Below are 16,247 nucleotides of genomic sequence, written 5' to 3' on the forward strand. Positions count from 1 at the left end.
TCGTTGTGTGGGGCGTATTATAGGCATTTAAGACTTCTTTGCAAGATCTTTTTGTAAAAATATGTAAATTTTTTTGCTATTTGCTTACAAACTCACCAACATGATGAGAAAAAATCATTTTAAAACGGTAATACTATCAAATCCCCAAAGCGCTAATGCTTGTTCTAATTGGTGTTTATTCTCTACGTCTTGCGTACAAAAAACCTGATTTTTCACCTCTAATTTTGACTGCACTTCTAATTTATCAAGTAAGAACTTTAACCACTTGGCAATAGCGAATCCGGGATCCATAAAATTCTTCACTTGAGGTAAGCAAATTTGAATTTCATCTTTAATTAAAGGGAAATGGGTACAGCCTAAACAAATCGTATCTAAATTCTCTATTGAGGCCCAAGGAGTTAATTCATTTTTCAATGCAATCAAATCAACCGATTTCCCTTGAATTTTATGCTCTGCTATTTCAACCAATTTAGTGGAGCCTAATCGTTCAACTATACAATGTGAGGCAAACTGATGGATAAGCTCATTAACATAAGGGCGTTTAACCGTCCCCTTTGTTGCCAATAGACCAATATGTTTCGTTTGTGAGATCTCTGCGGCTGGCTTAATAGCTGGCACGGTACCTACAATCGGAATAGAAAATTGTTCACGCAAAGGTGGTAACACTACCGTACTCGCGGTATTACAAGCAATCACAATAGCATCAAGTGGATAATCCTGATTAATTTTTTTACAAATATCCAATGTTCGCTGAATAATTGTTTCTTCTGATTTTTCTGAATAAGGAAAGCCAGCATTGTCAAAGCAATACAAATAATGGTTATCGGGCATCAGCTTTTTCGCTTCGCGATAAACGCTTAAGCCCCCCATTCCAGAATCAAAGAAAAGTACCGTTGATTTATTCATTTATAAAACTCTTTCAAAAATAACCGCACTTTAGGCATTCGAATAAATTTCTCGATTATTTAGCCAACGGCGGATTAAACTTTCTGCCACATCCGGATATTTTACAATTAATGCCTTAGCATAGTGTTGAACTGTTGGGATCATTTTACGATCGCGCATTAAATTCGCCACTTTAAATTCGGCAATTCCCGTCTGTTTGGTGCCTAACACCTCACCTGGACCGCGAATTTCTAAATCTTTTTCCGAAATCACAAAGCCATCTTGGCTATCACGCAATACCTGTAAACGTTTTTGCGACACTTTGCCCAACGGCGGTTTATACATTAAGACACAAAAAGACGCCGTACTGCCACGTCCTACTCGCCCACGTAACTGATGGAGTTGTGATAAACCTAAGCGCTCAGCATTTTCAATGATCATGAGACTGGCATTCGGCACATCTACGCCCACTTCGATTACGGTTGTGGCCACAAGCAAATCGAGTTCTGCATTTTTAAAAGCAGCCATAATATCTTGTTTTTCTTGCGGTTTCATTCGCCCATGTACAAGACCAATTTTAAGCATAGGCAACGCTTTCGTTAAATCTTCCCAAATAGCTTCTGCTGCTTGCGCTTCTAATACTTCAGACTCATCAATCAGGGTACAAACCCAATAAGCCTGACGCTTTTCATTAATACAGGCATTCTTGACTCGAGCAACAATTTCATCTCGACGCTCTTCTGAAATAACCACTGTCGTAATCGGCGTTCTGCCTGGTGGCAATTCGTCAATAATCGACGTATCAAGATCAGCATAAATCGTCATCGCTAATGTTCTTGGGATTGGTGTTGCTGTCATAATCAGTTGATGTGGATAAAATCCTGCTTTTTCGCCTTTTTCTCGCAACATTAAACGCTGATGCACACCAAAACGATGCTGTTCATCTATAATTACCAAGGCTAAATCGGCAAATTCCACTTCTTCTTGGAATAAAGCATGTGTGCCCACCACCATTTGTACAGCACCCGATTTAATTTTTTCCAATTCCGCTTGGCGAGCTTTTCCTTTTACCTTACCTGCTAACCAGCCTACTTCAATACCAAAAGGCTCTAACCAACGGCGAAAATTATTGGCATGCTGTTCCGCTAAAATTTCCGTTGGTGCCATTAAAGCCACTTGTTTGCCATTATCAATCGCTAATAAGGCAGCTAAGGCTGCCACTAATGTTTTCCCCGAGCCTACATCCCCTTGAACAAGTCGCATCATTGGATAATCTTTCGCTAAATCCTGTTCAATATCCGCCACGACTCTATTTTGGGCATTTGTTGGTTGAAAAGGCAAAGATACAAGAAAACGTTGCTTCAAATCGGTTTGATAATGCAGTGGCAATGCTAAAAACTGCTGTGTACCCAACCGCACTTTTTGCATCGCAAGATTATGTGCAAGAAGCTCTTCAAAGATAAGTCGTTGCTGTGCGGGATGTTGTCCTTTCTCCAAAACATCTAATGAGATATCTGGCGGTGGACGATGCAAAAATCGAATAGCCTCCTTTAGGCTAAAAGGATGTGGATTAAATTCATTAGGTAAAATTTCCGTTAATTGGATTTTATCGAGTAAAGCCAATGCTTGATCGGTTAGCTTACGTAATGAATTTTGTTTTAAACCTTCCGTTGTGGAATAAATAGGCGTGAGCGTTTCCTCTAAAACCAATGGTGCATTATCCCGTATGATTTGATATTCAGGATGATGAATTTCCGCCATAAAGCGTCCACGTTTAATTTCGCCAAACGCTTTGACGCGCGTACCAATCTGAAAACTATTTTTCATCCCTGCATTAAAATTGAAGAAACGGAGCATAATCTTGCTCGTTCCATCAGAAAGACTTACGGTTAAAATAGGACGGCGCCCAAAGGCAACTTCACAGGTTTGGACAACGCCTTCAATGGTGGCATATTGTTCAGGAAGAAGATCGGCAATGGGTGTAATTCTCGTGCGATCTTCATAACGGATAGGTAAATGAAAAAGCAAGTCTTGGAGATTATGAATTCCAAGACGGCTTAATTTATCGGAGATTGCCGCACCAACACCAGATAAAGTGGTTAGAGGAACGGCATCGAGAAGTTGCGTACTCATTATGCTTCATTAATATTACGCTTCAAACGAATCACACTGGTAATTTGTTTGATTTTTCGCATAATGTTTTCTAAATGATAGATATCTCTCGCGCCAACTTGGATAATGACTAATAGCACATTATTCTCTAATTCTTCCGTCCAAATACTTTGAATATTACTTTCACAAGTCGCGACCGCTGTCATGAGGCTACCTAATACATTTTGTTCATTAAGCATTTCGATGTGTAATTCGGCATCAAAATTGACCGCACTTTCAGCCTCTTCCCATTTTGCCGCGGTGAAATCTTTGGCATTGCTTGACGTTAAATTAGAACAAGCTTGATGATGTACAACCACACCTTTCTTCGCAGTACTTAATGCCACGATCGGATCACCCGGAATTGGATGACAACATTGAGCGAAAGACGCTTTCATTTCTCCATCTCGTCTCAATGTTAGTGTACTTTGAGTATTTTCAGACACACCATCCACATCAATTTCAATGGCTTCATCCATTAATTGATGCGCAATGACACTCGACATTTGATTGCCTACACCGATTTCCTCAAAAAGCTCATTGAGACTTGAGAGGTTCAATTCATTTAGTAACGCTTGGATTTTCTCTTCAGAAACTTCAGAGAGATAATGAGGTTTCAAAGCCATTTCTAGCTGTTTTTTGCCCGTCTGAACCGCATCATCTGCACGCAATAATTTTAAGAAATGACGAATGCGGGTTCTTGCGCGAGCCGTCACTACAAAGTTTAACCAGCTAACGCTTGGATGAGTATTTTCACTGGTCACAATCTCAACGGTTTGACCAGATTCTAAAGCTTGTGATAACGGATAAGGTTTATGCTCTACTACTGCAGCAACACAATGATTTCCCACATCAGAATGCACTGCATAAGCAAAATCAACAGCTGTTGCGCCCATTGGTAATTCAACGATACGACCTTTCGGCGTAAAGACATAGATTTCTTTCGGGAAAAACTCGGATTTTACATTTTCAATAAACTCAAAGGAGTTACCCACGTTTTGTTGAATATCCACCAAGCTTTGTAACCAACGTTGTGCCCGTACTTGCGCAGTGGTACTATCGTTTTTACCACCTTCTTTATATACCCAATGGGCTGTGATCCCCATCTCGGCAACCTGTTCCATTTCTTCAGTTTGCAGATGGACTTCTACCGGCACACCATGAGGGCCAATCATTGAGGTTTGTAAAGCTTGATAACCATTCGCGCGAGGGACAGCAATATAATCTTTCACTTTACCTGGACGAGGCTTATACAAACTATGCATTTGTCCTAATCCACGATAGCAATCATCGACCGAATTCACAATTACACGAAAAGCATAAATATCCATAATGGAATGGAATTTCTGATCTTTTGTGCGCATTTTTTGATAAATTTTATAAAGATGCTTTTCTCGTCCCCAAATACGATTTGGAATGCCAACATGCTCAAGGCGTTGTGAAATATCATTAGAAATACGTTGAATCAATTCCTGACGTGAACCACGAGCCTGTTCGACAAATTTTTTAAGTACTTCATAACGGCGAGGATGCATTGCTTCAAAAGATAAATCTTCTAATTCATTCTTGATATGCTCGATGCCTAAACGGTGGGCTAATGGACAGTAAATCTCTAGGGTTTCTTTTGCGATACGACGACGTTTATCCGGACGCAATGAGCCCAATGTTCGCATATTATGGGTACGGTCAGCCAGTTTGATTAAGACAACGCGAATATCTCGAGTCATCGCTAAAATCATTTTGCGGAAGTTTTCAACCTGTGCTTCTTGGCGAGTGCGAAATTTTAATTTATCCAGTTTCGATACACCATCAACAATTTCAGCTACGCTAGTGCCAAATTCATCTTTTAATTGAGATTCGGTATAAGGGGTATCTTCGATAACATCATGCAACAACGCTGCCATGATTGCTTCATGGTCTAAATGCATTTCCGCAATAATTGAGGCTACCGCAACAGGGTGAGTAATGTAAGGTTCGCCACTTGAGCGAAATTGTCCTTCGTGAGCATCTCGCGCAATGACGAATGCACGTTTGATTAATTCAATTTTATCGGCGGGCAAATACCCCTGAATAATTCGATCTAAATCTGCAAACAATTCCAAAGGACACCTGACTTTTTTGTAGAGAGAAAGACTAGGCGATCAAAATAGCTTTAATTTTGACCGCACTTTAATGAGATTATTCTGCGATTAACGCTACAGCCACTTCTTCATTACGTTGAGAAGCTGCCGCATCTAAATACTCTTTTGCATCCATGATTTCTTGGTTGATTAAACCTTTTTCGATTTCACGTAATGCGATTACAGTTGGTTTATCGTTATCTTCCGGCACTAACGGCTCACTTTGATGTAACTCTAATTGTCTCGCACGACGAGCGGCGGTTAAAATTAAATCAAAACGGTTACCAATTTTTTCTACTGCATCTTGCACAGTCACTCGAGCCATGTTTTACTCCGATGTTAAAAATAATGTCTATAAAGGGAAAATATTGTACTCAATTCAAGCTTATTTTGCTAGTAGCTGATGAATTAAGTCCGCATTTTCTGTTTGTTGATAAGCTTTGGTCAAGCGTTCTGCCTGCAAAATACTTTGAAAATCTGCCAATGCCTGTTCAAAATTATCGTTCACAATAACATAATCATATTCATCATAATGCGAAATTTCGCTGATTGCTTTTGACATTCGCTCAGCAATGACCTCTTTGCTATCCTGTCCGCGGCCAACCAAACGACGTTCTAATTCAGGTAATGATGGCGGCAAAATAAAAATACTTTTTACAGAAGGTACTTTTTGGCGAATTTGCTGTGCACCTTGCCAATCAATATCTAAAAACACATCAATGCCTTTTGCTAAGTTTTCTTCAATTGCTGGCAATGAAGTGCCGTAATAATTACCGCCAAACACTTTTGCATATTCTAAGAAGTGGCCTTTTTCAATTAAGGTTTCAAATTCTTCTACTGAAACAAAATAATAATGCACACCATGACTTTCGCCTGGACGAGGTGAACGCGTTGTGTGTGAAATAGACACCATTTTTTTCGTGCCTTGATTTTTTTCTAACAACGCCGAAATTAATGATGACTTGCCCGCCCCACTCGGTGCAGAAAGAATATATAAATTACCTTGAGACATAATTGAAACCTCTTCTTGTTGTTTGTTTTTATTATACAAAAAGAAAAGGGAAAGTGCGGTCAAATTTTCATTTGTTTTACCAAATTGTTAAAAAGTGATCGAGATCACAAAAAAGTGGTATATACCCTTTTTTTTATCAAAATGCCCATGCTATAATCCATAAGAACTCGTTAGAGCAACGATTTTGTTTAACTTAAAAAAATAGAAGGTGAAAATCTTATGGCTATTAAAATTGGTATCAACGGTTTCGGCCGTATCGGTCGTATCGTATTCCGTGCAGCACAACATCGCGATGACATCGAAGTTGTAGGTATCAACGACTTAATCGACGTTGAATACATGGCTTACATGTTGAAATACGATTCAACTCACGGTCGTTTTGACGGTACTGTTGAAGTTAAAGACGGTAACTTAGTCGTAAACGGTAAAACTATCCGTGTTACTTCTGAACGTGATCCTGCAAACCTTAACTGGGGTGCGATCGGCGTTGATGTTGCAGTTGAAGCAACAGGTTTGTTCTTAACTGATGAAACAGCACGCAAACACATCACTGCTGGTGCGAAAAAAGTCGTATTAACTGGTCCTTCTAAAGATAGCACACCAATGTTCGTACGTGGTGTAAACTTCGGTGCATATGCAGGTCAAGACATTGTGTCTAACGCTTCTTGTACGACAAACTGTTTAGCACCTTTAGCACGTGTTGTTCACGAAACTTTCGGTATCAAAGATGGTTTAATGACCACTGTTCACGCAACCACAGCAACTCAAAAAACTGTTGATGGTCCATCAGCTAAAGACTGGCGCGGTGGTCGTGGTGCAGCACAAAACATCATCCCTTCATCTACCGGTGCAGCGAAAGCTGTGGGTAAAGTATTACCAGCATTAAACGGTAAATTAACTGGTATGGCGTTCCGTGTTCCTACTCCAAACGTTTCTGTAGTTGACTTAACTGTAAACTTAGAAAAACCAGCAACTTACGAACAAATCAAACAAGCAATCAAAGATGCAGCTGAAGGTAAAACTTTCAACGGCGAATTAAAAGGCGTTTTAGGCTACACTGAAGATGCAGTAGTTTCTACAGACTTCAACGGTTGTGCTTTAACTTCTGTATTTGATGCTGACGCGGGTATCGCATTAACTGACTCTTTCGTTAAATTAGTATCTTGGTACGATAACGAAACTGGTTACTCAAACAAAGTATTAGACTTAGTTGCACACGTATACAACTACAAAGGCTAATCAAAATAGCTAAAAAATTAACCGCTCTTTTTAGAGCGGTTTTTTTTATTTCTAATCAATTTAGATTTTCTCAATATTTTATATATTCTTTATTGCTCATTTCAATATAAAAATAGAAAAATAATATGTCTATTATTTATTCTATATTCACAAAAGAATAACATTTTACTAGATTTTAAATTTATTTCGTTTATATTAGCGTACAGTTGTTCGCTCAAATAAGGCTTATATGAATTTAGAACGTCATTTCGTCAATCGAATTCGCCAGCAGGCAAAAACTCGTCAAAATGCAACCGCACTTCGCCATAAAATTAATGGCTTGTGGAAAGATATTTCATGGAACGCATTCCAACAACAGCTTGATCAACTTTCATTAGCTTTTCTTGCTTGTAATATTCAAGTACAAGATAAAATTGCAATTTTTGCGCACAATATGTCACGTTGGACAATCGCAGATATTGCAGCACTTCAAATCCGTGCCATCACCGTTCCAATTTATGCAACAAATACCGCACAACAAGCTGAATTTATTTTAAACCATGCCGATGTCAAAATTCTGTTTGTCGGCGCTCAAGAACAATATGATCAAGCGTTAGAAATTGCGCATCAATGCCCACAATTACAAAAAATTGTGGCCATGAAAGAACAGATTCAATTGACTGAAACTACACTTTCTTGCCATTGGGAAGATTTAATTCAATTAGGTACAGAAGAGTTCCAGACTGAATTTGAAACTCGTTTAGCAAGTAAAACGATGGATGATTTATTCACGATCATCTACACATCAGGCACAACAGGTGAACCGAAAGGCGTCATGCTCGATTACAGTAACTTAGCGCATCAACTTGAAGCCCATGATATTGCATTAGATGTTAATCAAGATGAGGTTTCACTTTCTTTTTTACCGTTTAGCCACATTTTTGAGCGAGCTTGGGTTGCCTATGTGTTACATCGCGGAGCAATCCTTTGTTATCTCGAAGACACCAATCAAGTACGTGAAGCATTAACGGAAGTGCGTCCAACCTTTATGTGTGCAGTACCGCGTTTCTATGAAAAAATTTATTCTGCTGTACTGGATAAAGTCCAAAAAGCGCCTTTTATTCGTCAGATGATTTTCCACTGGGCAATTGCAGTGGGACAAAAACGTTTTGATCTTCTCTCTCAAAATAAAGAAGTCCCTTTCTTCTTGCAAAAACGCTATGCGCTTGCCGATAAACTAGTACTTTCTAAACTGCGTTCATTGTTAGGTGGACGAATTAAAATGATGCCTTGCGGTGGCGCAAAATTAGAACCAAGCATTGGGCTTTTCTTCCATAGCATTGGGATTAATATCAAACTCGGTTACGGCATGACTGAAACCACGGCTACCGTTTCTTGTTGGGATGATCATCATTTTAATCCGAATTCTATCGGTAAATTGATGCCAAATGCCGAAGTTAAAATTGGGGAAAATAACGAGATTCTGGTTCGTGGTGGCATGGTAATGAAAGGTTACTATAAAAAGCCTGAAGAAACTGCCCAAGCCTTCACTGAGGATGATTTCTTAAAAACGGGAGATGCCGGTGAATTTGATGCTGAAGGTAATTTATTTATTACCGATCGCATTAAAGAATTGATGAAAACCTCCAACGGTAAATACATTGCGCCACAATATATCGAAGGTAAAATCGGTAAAGATAAATTTATCGAACAAATTGCGATTATTGCTGATGCAAAAAAATATGTTTCAGCGTTGATCGTACCTTGTTTTGATAGCGTAGAAGAATATGCAAAAAAACTGAATATTAAGTATCAAGATCGCATGGAATTACTCAAACACTCTGAAATTATCAAGATGTTTGAACAACGTATCGAAAGCCTTCAAAAAGAATTGGCTCACTTCGAGCAAGTGAAGAAATTTACGCTACTCTCTCAGGCATTTAGCGTCAAACTTGGTGAAATCACGCCTACGCTCAAATTACGCCGAAAAGTGATTATGGAACGCTATCGTCATATTATTGACTCGATGTATTCCAACAACAAAGAAAACAAGGAAAATAAAGAATAAAAAAAGTGCGGTGAATTTCACCGCACTTTTATTTTGACGAAAATAATTTATTCGACTTTAACCAATACACCTTCTTGATGAGGTTTTAATACACCGACCTCACTAAGCTCAATACCGGCTTTTTTTGCAATCTCTAAGATTTCCGCCTCACTTTCTGGTTTAACCGCAATCAACAAGCCACCAGAGGTTTGAGGATCGCAAAGTACCGCCTTTTGATAATCCGTAAGAGGACCAATTTTATGACCATAGCTTTCAAAGTTACGGTTTGTTCCACCTGGCACACAGCCTTCTTCAATGTAATCTGTTACACCATCTAATAACTTGATTTTATCAAAATGCACAACCGCATTAAGATTTGAGCCTTCACAGATTTCAGCTAAGTGCCCTAATAAACCAAAACCAGTTACATCTGTCATGGCGGTTACACCTGCCACTTCTGCAAATTGGCTGCCAATCAGGTTCATTTGACACATGGCTGCAGTTGCCAATCCTTGATGTTCTGGTTTTAACTTGCCTTTTTTCTCAGCAGTAGTCAGCACACCGATACCTAATGGCTTGGTTAAATAAAGCTTACAATTTGCTTCTGCTGAGGCATTACGTTTTACACGATCCGTTGCTATAACGCCTGTTACGGCTAAACCAAAAATAGGTTCTGGCGCATCAATCGAGTGTCCACCAGCCAGTGAAATCCCCGCTTGATGACAAGCAAAACGGCCACCATCAACAATTTTCTGTGCCACTTCTGCCGGTAATTTATTAATCGGGAAACCTAAAATGGCAATTGCCATAATCGGCTTACCACCCATTGCAAAAATATCGCTAATGGCATTGGTTGCGGCAATACGGCCAAAATCAAAAGGATCGTCCACAATCGGCATAAAGAAATCTGTGGTACTGATAATTGCAGTACCATTACCAAGATCATAAACCGCTGCATCATCCGCTGTTTCGTTCCCAACCAATAAATTAGGGTCGGTAAATTTTTCGATTTCTGTCTGTAAAATTGTCCCTAACACCTTAGGCGAAATTTTACAGCCTCAACCTGCGCCATGGCTATATTGTGTTAAACGAATCTCATCCGTCATATTCAATCCTTTGTTAAAATAACGTATTTCTTAAACAAAAAGAGCGGTCAGAAAAAGCCATATTTAAGAGGCTAACTTCTCCACTTTTGCTTGCTTGATCATGTTATCGCTGACTTCTAAAATGGTAATTTTTAAGCCATTGATTTCACAAACAGTTCCTTCATCAGGAATATCTTCAAGATGCTCGAGAATCAAACCATTAAAGGTGCGTGCATCTTCTGTATCTAATTCCCAACTAAACATTTTATTCAAATCACGAAGATTTGCCGAACCTTCAATAATCATCGAACCATCAGATTGCTGAACAACTTCTTGTTCAATGGTCGGTGCTGTAGTGGTTGTAAAATCACCCACAATTTCTTCTAAAATATCTTCAAGAGTAACTAATCCTTTAATATCACCATATTCGTCCACCACTAAACCGATACGTTCTTTTTTCGTACGGAAATTCGCTAATTGTGTTTTCAGTGGTGTCCCTTCTGGAATGAAGTATACTTCATCGACGGCACGTAATAAGGTTTCTTTGGTAAATTCATTTTTTTCTAATAACAAACGAAACGCTTCACGCACACGCAAAATCCCTAATACTTGCTCATCAAGGCTGCCTTTATACAACACAATTCGGTTATGTGGTGCATGATTAAGTTGGCGCATAATAGCTTTCCAATCATCATCGATATCAATCCCAGCAATTTCATTACGTGGTACCATGATATCGTCAACAGTCACCGTTTCCATATCTAAAATAGAGAGCAACATTTGTGGATGCTGTTCATCTGGTGTGGCTTCTCCCGCTTCCGATACAATACTACGAAGTTCTTCACGACTAATCACTTGTTTTTGCATATCGGGTTTTAAGCCGACCATTCGCATTAAGGTTTTCGTAAAAATATTCATCAACCAAACTAATGGATAGAACACTTTTAACAATAGCGACAAAATGTGACTTGAAAATAATCCCACTTTCTCTGGATGCATCGCCGCAACGGTTTTAGGGAAAATTTCAGAAAAAACAAGCATAGCAAAGGTTAATAAACCTGTTGCGATTGCTACACCCGCATCACCATATAAACGCATACCAATCATGGTTGCAATAGCGGAAGCACTGATGTTAACAAGGTTATTAAAGATCAGAATAAAACTTAACAAGGTATCGGGCTTCTCGAGCAGTTTTTCTGCTTTTTGCGCGCCTTTATTGCCTTGTTCCGCCATAAAACGAAGGCGATATTTATTGAGAGAGAGTAATCCGGTTTCTGAGCCGGAGAAATAGGCTGATAAAACTAAACAAATAATGAGTGTAATAAATAAAGTACTAAGGGGGATACTGTCCAAGGGTAAATCCTTTTGTTCGTTAATCAACAAAAAGTGCGGTCATTTTCACCGCACTTTTTACCTGTTCTTTGATTTTAATTAAATCAAACGGCTACCAAAATAGCCAATCGTAAGCAGAATGATACCTGAAATTGCGTAAATAATCATCCTTTTCCACGCCAGCCCAATCGCCAATGACCAAAACAAGCAATACCAAAACTAATCCAAGCTAGGAAAGAGAAAATTGCTTTGTGCAGATTTTCTGGGGTCACTGCTTGCAACACATGATAAGTGCCTGAAATTAACGTCAGCGTGAGTAAAACCTCCCCCATGGCAAATAAACAAAAGAAATGGCGTTCTACTGCCATCAATGGCGGAATTGCTGGCGAAAATTGAATTTTACGTTTTTTCAAATTACGGTCTAACCATACCAATTGGATCACATAAAGCGTTGCAATAAAACAAACTGCATAGGTAAATAGCGACAAGCCAATATGGAATAACATCAACGTATTTTGATTAAGCATTTGAATAATGTGGCTTGATAAGAATGTCGCAAAGATCAAGCTAATGATCGAAAACGCATACACTATCGGTAAAACAAACCACATTGTCGAAACGAGAAACATTGAAAGCGTCGCCAATGCCGCAATAATGACGCTCATTAAGGAAGCGATTTGCATTAGCGTAAAACTTTGCCCTGATGCAAGATCCTCTAACAGAGGGAACGTGCTGACTGCATGCAGAACAATTGCTGTAAGTGCGGTCAGAAAAAACGGGATTTTACTTTGACTCAACTTCCCTTCTGATGAGTTCATCAAAAACGGGGCGATCAACAATAAACTAAGAATGTAAAAAATAATCGAAAAAAGGGCAAACCACATAATGCTTTCTCTTTACTAGGAATTATTCTTATTTTAACGGATCTTTTCTCTAGATCGCCATAATTTTATTTGAAATGATGAAAAACGCCCAAATTTCGGTATAATCACGGCAATTTTTTAAGAAAAAACAGGATTTAAAATGTTTGAGAATTTATCGGATCGCCTTTCCAAAACGCTACGCAACATTAGCGGTAAAGGGCGTTTAACTGAAGATAATATTAAAGAAACCCTACGCGAAGTGCGTATGGCGTTATTAGAAGCTGACGTTGCTTTGCCTGTCGTACGTGAATTTATCGCTAAAGTAAAAGAAAGCGCGCTAGGCGAAGAAGTTAATAAAAGCTTAACTCCTGGCCAAGAGTTCTTAAAAATCGTTCAGCGTGAACTCGAAAAAGCCATGGGTGAAGCCAATGAAAGTTTAAACCTAGCAACACAGCCACCTGCAGTTATTTTAATGGCGGGTTTACAAGGTGCGGGTAAAACCACCAGCGTGGGTAAATTAGCAAAATTCTTACGCGAACGTTATAAAAAGAAAGTACTTGTGGTATCTGCCGACGTATATCGTCCTGCAGCGATCAAACAGCTTGAGACCTTAGCACAATCTGTTGGCGTGGACTTTTTCCCATCTGATGTTAAACAAAAACCGGTAGAGATTGCAAAAGCGGCACTTGCTGATGCAAAACTCAAATTCTACGATGTGTTAATTGTGGATACCGCGGGTCGCTTACACGTTGATAGCGAGATGATGGATGAAATCAAGCAAGTTCACGCGACATTAAATCCAATTGAAACTCTCTTCACCGTTGATGCAATGACCGGTCAAGATGCAGCAAATACAGCAAAAGCCTTCAATGAATCCTTACCACTTACCGGGGTTATCTTAACCAAAGTAGATGGTGATGCGCGTGGCGGTGCAGCGTTATCTATTCGTCAAATCACAGGCAAACCGATTAAATTCCTTGGTGTGGGTGAAAAAACAGAAGCCCTTGAGCCATTCCATCCTGATCGCGTAGCATCACGTATTTTAGGCATGGGTGATGTACTTTCCCTTATCGAAGATCTTGAACGCTCAGTGGATCGTGAAAAAGCGGAAAAAATGGCACAGAAATTCAAGAAAGGCGATGATTTCACCTTGGACGATTTCCGTGAACAGCTCCGTGAGATGAAAAAAATGGGCGGTATGATGTCGATGCTTGAAAAATTACCGGGTGCAAAAAACTTACCGGATCATGTCAAAAATCAAGTAGATGACAAAATGTTTATCAAAATGGAAGCCATCATTAATTCCATGACCTTAAAAGAACGTGCCAATCCAGACATTATCAAAGGATCTCGCCGTCGTCGTATTGCATTAGGTTCTGGTACACAAGTGCAAGATGTGAATAAGTTGCTGAAACAATTTGATGAAATGCAACGTATGATGAAAAAAATGCGTAAAGGCGGAATGGCGAAAATGATGCGAGGCATGCAAGGCTTAATGGGCGGAGGCAGCTTAGGTGGCCTTGGCGGTTTAGGCGGTATGTTTAAACGTTAGTTTTCTTATAAAGATCAACCTATAAAATCAAATAGATCAATTAATAATATTCTGAGTTCTGTATATTACAGAACTCAATTATTTTTACTCAAAATTAATTTATTTTTGATAGAAAGTGCGGTCAAAAAATTAAATGTTTTTTGCTATACTTTCCTACAAAATATTCATAATTACTCATTTCAATGAAACAAAAACGCCCTACTTTACAAGATATTGCCGACCATCTTGGGATGACTAAAATGACGGTAAGCCGTTATTTACGCAATCCTGATTCTGTTGCCAAAGATACCCAACAACGTATCGCTGCAGCCATTGAGCAGTTTGGTTATATACCTAATCGTGCACCAGAAATTTTGTCTAATGCAAAGAGTAAAGCTATTGGCGTGTTACTCCCTTCTTTAACTAATCATGTATTTGCTGATGTATTAAAGGGCATTGAACAAGTTGCTGATATTGCAGGTTATCAGACGATGCTTGCGCACTACGGATATAGTGTCAAAAAAGAAGAAGAACGTATTGAAAGTTTACTTTCTTACAATGTGGATGGATTAATTTTATCGGAAAACTACCACTCTTTACGCACGCTTAAAATGATTGAAATCGCCAATATTCCAGTCATTGAAATCATGGATAGCTCACAAGCAGGTATTCAACAAGTCATTGGTTTTGATAATGTTGCTGCAGCACAAGCTATGGTCGAAACCATGATTCAGCGTGGTTATAAAAATATCGTCTATTTCACGGCAAGAATGGATAAACGAACCCAATTAAAAATGCAAGGTTATGAGCAAGCCATGAAAAAATATGGGTTAGAACCTTATAGCTTGATTACAGAAGCCGCGTCTTCTTTCACATTGGGTGGAAAACAGCTACGTAAAATTTTAGAAGAACATCCAGAAACAAACGGGATCTTTTGTACAAATGATGACTTAGCAATTGGAGCATTATTTGAATGTCAGCGATTAGGGATTGCTGTGCCTAAACAGATTGCAATTGCAGGCTTCCATGGTCATGACGTAGGCTTTTCGGTCACACCTCAGCTCGCAACTGTTATGACCCCTCGTTTAGAAATTGGCAAACTTGCCGCACAAGAATTGTTAGCGAGACTGAATAACGAGCCACTAAAAGAAAAAATAATTGATCTAGGATTTAAAATCCATTTAGGTGAAAGCATATAAGCTGTGCGATCAAAAAATACTAATATTTTGACCGCACTTCTTTTATTTTAGATCAGTGGTTTTAATGCCTCCACACAGCGTTCAACCACTTGCTCAAAACTACCAGAAATATCAACATGAATAACATCTGGTTCATCTTGACCTGGTACTTCCAATGTCTCAAACTGACTTTTTAGCATATCGGTTTTCATATAATGCCCTTTACGCTGTTTCATTCGCTCAAGAACCAGTTCAAAAGTGCCTTCTAAAAATAAGAATTTTACGTTTCCATTCCCTTCACGAATGAGATCGCGATATTTTTTCTTTAATGAAGAACAAATAATGATCCCCACTTCACTTTTTCGCTCTAGACTAAATGCTGCATCACGAATACGCTCCAACCAAGGCGCGCGGTCTTCATCATTTAACGGATGTCCCTCTCCCATTTTAATGATATTCGCTCTAGGATGAAGATCATCACCATCAATTAATTTTATTCCTAAACGGTGAGCCACCTCTGTTCCTACGGAGGTTTTCCCTGTACTTGATACGCCCATTATAATAAAACTTTTTCCCATCTGTTCTTGTTTATGATTCATCATACACCTCTTCAAATTTCCATTTACCATACTCTAATTACAAACAAAATGTTACTGGTAACATTTTGTTTTGTGATCTTGATCACAAAATAAATTCATCACCATAATTAACCGCACTTTTAAAGATAAAAATAATGTGAATGAGATCACAATTTTGAAAAGTAATCGTTTACCAAATGTTAAATCAAGCGTATGTTACGGGTAACAATTCAACTCGGAGAACAAC

General features: G+C 38.9%; 12 protein-coding genes and 1 pseudogene. 4 read left to right on the plus strand and 9 right to left on the minus strand.

The window, feature by feature from the left end:
* Positions 1-114: 114 nt before the first annotated feature.
* The 5 genes from murI to gmk all read right to left on the minus strand — a co-directional run bounded on the left by murI (position 115) and on the right by gmk (position 6,168).
* Complete coding sequence (gene murI / locus HMPREF2750_RS02640; RefSeq protein ID WP_070582475.1) at positions 115-906, minus strand: glutamate racemase; 792 nt, start codon at positions 904-906, stop codon at positions 115-117.
* Between the two features lie 30 nt (positions 907-936).
* On the minus strand, positions 937-3,018 hold the full coding sequence (gene recG, locus HMPREF2750_RS02645; protein ID WP_070582476.1) for an ATP-dependent DNA helicase RecG: 2,082 nt from the start codon (positions 3,016-3,018) through the stop codon (positions 937-939).
* Positions 3,018-5,138 (minus strand): bifunctional GTP diphosphokinase/guanosine-3',5'-bis pyrophosphate 3'-pyrophosphohydrolase, encoded by a 2,121-nt coding sequence (spoT, locus tag HMPREF2750_RS02650; RefSeq protein WP_070582477.1) that lies wholly within the window; start codon positions 5,136-5,138, stop codon positions 3,018-3,020. The genes recG and spoT overlap by 1 nt, the downstream gene beginning before the upstream one ends.
* Before the next feature lie 76 nt (positions 5,139-5,214).
* Complete coding sequence (gene rpoZ, locus HMPREF2750_RS02655; RefSeq protein WP_005698386.1) at positions 5,215-5,481, minus strand: DNA-directed RNA polymerase subunit omega; 267 nt, start codon at positions 5,479-5,481, stop codon at positions 5,215-5,217.
* 60 nt (positions 5,482-5,541) lie between these two features.
* Complete coding sequence (gmk, locus tag HMPREF2750_RS02660) at positions 5,542-6,168, minus strand: guanylate kinase (RefSeq protein WP_070582478.1); 627 nt, start codon at positions 6,166-6,168, stop codon at positions 5,542-5,544.
* A 219-nt stretch (positions 6,169-6,387) separates the two neighbouring features.
* Between gmk and gap the strand changes: the two genes are divergently transcribed.
* Both gap and HMPREF2750_RS02670 read left to right on the plus strand, forming a co-directional pair.
* A complete protein-coding gene (gene gap / locus HMPREF2750_RS02665) occupies positions 6,388-7,407 on the plus strand; it encodes a type I glyceraldehyde-3-phosphate dehydrogenase (RefSeq protein WP_014063969.1) in 1,020 nt (339 codons plus the stop codon).
* Between the two features lie 229 nt (positions 7,408-7,636).
* Positions 7,637-9,454: an AMP-dependent synthetase/ligase gene (locus tag HMPREF2750_RS02670; protein ID WP_070582479.1), complete on the plus strand. Its 1,818-nt coding sequence runs from the start codon at positions 7,637-7,639 to the stop codon at positions 9,452-9,454.
* A gap of 47 nt (positions 9,455-9,501) precedes the next feature.
* On the opposite strand, the gene selD is transcribed toward HMPREF2750_RS02670, so the two are convergent.
* The 3 genes and pseudogenes from selD to HMPREF2750_RS02685 all read right to left on the minus strand — a co-directional run bounded on the left by selD (position 9,502) and on the right by HMPREF2750_RS02685 (position 12,734).
* A complete protein-coding gene (gene selD / locus HMPREF2750_RS02675) occupies positions 9,502-10,539 on the minus strand; it encodes a selenide, water dikinase SelD (protein WP_083304596.1) in 1,038 nt (345 codons plus the stop codon).
* Positions 10,540-10,602: 63 nt separating this feature from the next.
* Positions 10,603-11,871, minus strand: a complete 1,269-nt coding sequence (locus HMPREF2750_RS02680; RefSeq protein WP_070582481.1) for an HlyC/CorC family transporter — start codon at positions 11,869-11,871, stop codon at positions 10,603-10,605.
* 78 nt (positions 11,872-11,949) lie between these two features.
* Positions 11,950-12,734, minus strand: a pseudogene (locus HMPREF2750_RS02685) (inner membrane protein YpjD).
* 139 nt (positions 12,735-12,873) lie between these two features.
* Between HMPREF2750_RS02685 and ffh the strand changes: the two are divergent.
* Both ffh and gntR read left to right on the plus strand, forming a co-directional pair.
* Positions 12,874-14,265, plus strand: coding sequence for a signal recognition particle protein (ffh, locus tag HMPREF2750_RS02690; protein WP_070582482.1), 1,392 nt, complete (start codon positions 12,874-12,876; stop codon positions 14,263-14,265).
* Positions 14,266-14,447: 182 nt separating this feature from the next.
* On the plus strand, positions 14,448-15,443 hold the full coding sequence (gene gntR, locus HMPREF2750_RS02695; RefSeq protein ID WP_049374634.1) for a gluconate operon transcriptional repressor GntR: 996 nt from the start codon (positions 14,448-14,450) through the stop codon (positions 15,441-15,443).
* A gap of 47 nt (positions 15,444-15,490) precedes the next feature.
* On the opposite strand, the gene HMPREF2750_RS02700 is transcribed toward gntR, so the two are convergent.
* Positions 15,491-16,021: a gluconokinase gene (locus HMPREF2750_RS02700; protein WP_261660670.1), complete on the minus strand. Its 531-nt coding sequence runs from the start codon at positions 16,019-16,021 to the stop codon at positions 15,491-15,493.
* Positions 16,022-16,247 lie beyond the last annotated feature (226 nt).

It is taken from the genome of Haemophilus sp. HMSC066D02 (assembly GCF_001810545.1).
Classification (GTDB): Bacteria; Pseudomonadota; Gammaproteobacteria; order Enterobacterales; family Pasteurellaceae; genus Haemophilus_D.

What these genes read in the sequence shown, in the direction of transcription:
- HMPREF2750_RS02700 (WP_261660670.1), bottom strand. Translation starts at nt 16,021, where the DNA reads ATGAATCATAAACAAGAACAGATGGGAAAAAGTTTTATTATAATGGGC.
- murI (WP_070582475.1), bottom strand. Translation starts at nt 906, where the DNA reads ATGAATAAATCAACGGTACTTTTCTTTGATTCTGGAATGGGGGGCTTA.
- gntR (WP_049374634.1), top strand. Translation starts at nt 14,448, where the DNA reads ATGAAACAAAAACGCCCTACTTTACAAGATATTGCCGACCATCTTGGG.
- gap (WP_014063969.1), top strand. Translation starts at nt 6,388, where the DNA reads ATGGCTATTAAAATTGGTATCAACGGTTTCGGCCGTATCGGTCGTATC.
- gmk (WP_070582478.1), bottom strand. Translation starts at nt 6,168, where the DNA reads ATGTCTCAAGGTAATTTATATATTCTTTCTGCACCGAGTGGGGCGGGC.
- ffh (WP_070582482.1), top strand. Translation starts at nt 12,874, where the DNA reads ATGTTTGAGAATTTATCGGATCGCCTTTCCAAAACGCTACGCAACATT.
- recG (WP_070582476.1), bottom strand. Translation starts at nt 3,018, where the DNA reads ATGAGTACGCAACTTCTCGATGCCGTTCCTCTAACCACTTTATCTGGT.
- rpoZ (WP_005698386.1), bottom strand. Translation starts at nt 5,481, where the DNA reads ATGGCTCGAGTGACTGTGCAAGATGCAGTAGAAAAAATTGGTAACCGT.
- HMPREF2750_RS02670 (WP_070582479.1), top strand. Translation starts at nt 7,637, where the DNA reads ATGAATTTAGAACGTCATTTCGTCAATCGAATTCGCCAGCAGGCAAAA.